The 1589-nt window shown below is 66.6% G+C and carries 2 protein-coding genes; one reads left to right on the forward strand and one right to left on the reverse strand.

Going from position 1 to position 1589, the window contains the following annotated elements; all coding sequences use genetic code 11:
• Positions 1–228: hypothetical protein (locus tag VF497_RS01735; RefSeq protein WP_330885646.1), on the reverse strand; the 228-nt coding region annotated here is incomplete at its 3' end.
• 11 nt (positions 229–239) lie between these two features.
• On the opposite strand from VF497_RS01735, the gene VF497_RS01740 reads away from it, so the two are divergent.
• A partial coding sequence (locus VF497_RS01740) for an elongation factor G (RefSeq protein WP_330885648.1) occupies positions 240–1589 on the forward strand: 1350 nt, incomplete at its 3' end.

Genomic DNA, 1589 nt, shown 5'->3' on the forward strand with positions numbered 1-1589 from the left:
GTGCAGGGCCAGGTCGGCATCAACATCGCGGCGGGCATTGCCGAGATCTCGCTGCAATTCGTCCGCTGACCTGACGGCATTTCTGTCTTGACGCGCGCGGCAAGCTGCCGCGCGCTTTCTTTTTGCCGCAATGCAGACTTGCGGCGGGCTTGCCAGTCGCGCGCTCTCCTGAAACGATACCGTCATAATCAGCGAGAGCCGTTCGCGGCACGTCGCCGCGTCGGCCATGGGAGGCGGACATGGCAGACACTGGCGCTAACGGCACGAGTCCGAAGGGCTCCCGGTGCATCGCACTCGTGGGCCCATTCCAGAGCGGCAAGACCACGCTTCTCGAAGGCATCCTCGCGCGCACCGGTGCGATCCAGCGCCAGGGCACGGTCGAGTCCGGCTCGACGGTCGGCGATGCCTCTGCCGAGGCGCGTCACCACAAGATGAGCGTCGAGCTCTCGGTCGCCACCACGAATTTCCTCGGCGACACCTATACGTTTATCGATTGCCCCGGCTCGGTCGAGTTCTCGCACGACATGCGCGCGGCGCTGCATGCGGTCGACGCGGCGGTCGTGGTCTGCGAGGCGGACGAGAAGAAGATCCCGCAATTGCAGCTGATCCTGCGCGAGCTGGAAGACCTGAAGATCCCGCGCTTCCTGTTTCTCAACAAGATCGACAAGGCCGACAAGCGCGTGCGCGAGACGCTCAAGCTACTGCAGCCCGCCTCGCGCGTGCCGCTGGTGCTGCGCCAGATTCCGATCTGGTCGAACGACATCGTCATCGGCTTCGTCGATCTCGCGCTCGAGCGCGCCCATATCTACAAGGAGCACGCGCCGTCCGAAGTCGTGCCGCTCGAAGGCGACAACGTCGACCGCGGCAAGGAAGCGCGCTTCACCATGCTGGAGTCGCTCGCCGACCACGACGACGAGCTGATGGAGCAACTGCTCGAGGACATTCCGCCGCCGCGCGACAAGGTGTTCGACGATCTCGCCAAGGAGCTGCGCGAGGGCGTGATCTGCCCGGTGCTGATCGGCTCGGCGACGCGCACCAATGGCGTGCTGCGGCTGATGAAGGCGCTGCGCCACGAGGCGCCGGGCATCGGCGAGACGGTGAAGCGCCTCGGCGTGAAGCCGGGCGCCGATGCGGTCGCGACCGTGTTCAAGACCATGCACACCGCGCATGGCGGCAAGATGTCGATCGCCCGCGTGCTCGCCGGCCAGGTCGGCGACGGCACGACCTTGATCACGCCCGAGACCGAAGCCGGGCGCGTCGCTGCCGTGTTCAAGCTGGTCGGTCAGAGCACTGAAAAGCGCGGCGCTGCCGCGGCCGGCGATACCGTCGCGCTCGGCAAGCTCGATCATGCCAGGACCGGCAACACGCTGACGGCCGGCCGGAACGCGCATCCGCCGCTCGCCGCGATGACACCGCACGAACCCGTGCTGGCGATCGCGATCTCGGCGAAGGAACGCAAGGACGACGTCAAGCTCGGGCAGGCGCTGAACAAGCTGGTCGACGAGGATCCCTCGCTGGTCGTGGTGCACAATCCCGAGACCCACGAGATCGTCGTATGGGGGCAGGGCGAGATGCACCTGCGCGTCGCG

Source organism: Rudaea sp., assembly GCF_036383415.1.
Taxonomy (GTDB): domain Bacteria; phylum Pseudomonadota; class Gammaproteobacteria; order Xanthomonadales; family Rhodanobacteraceae; genus Rudaea.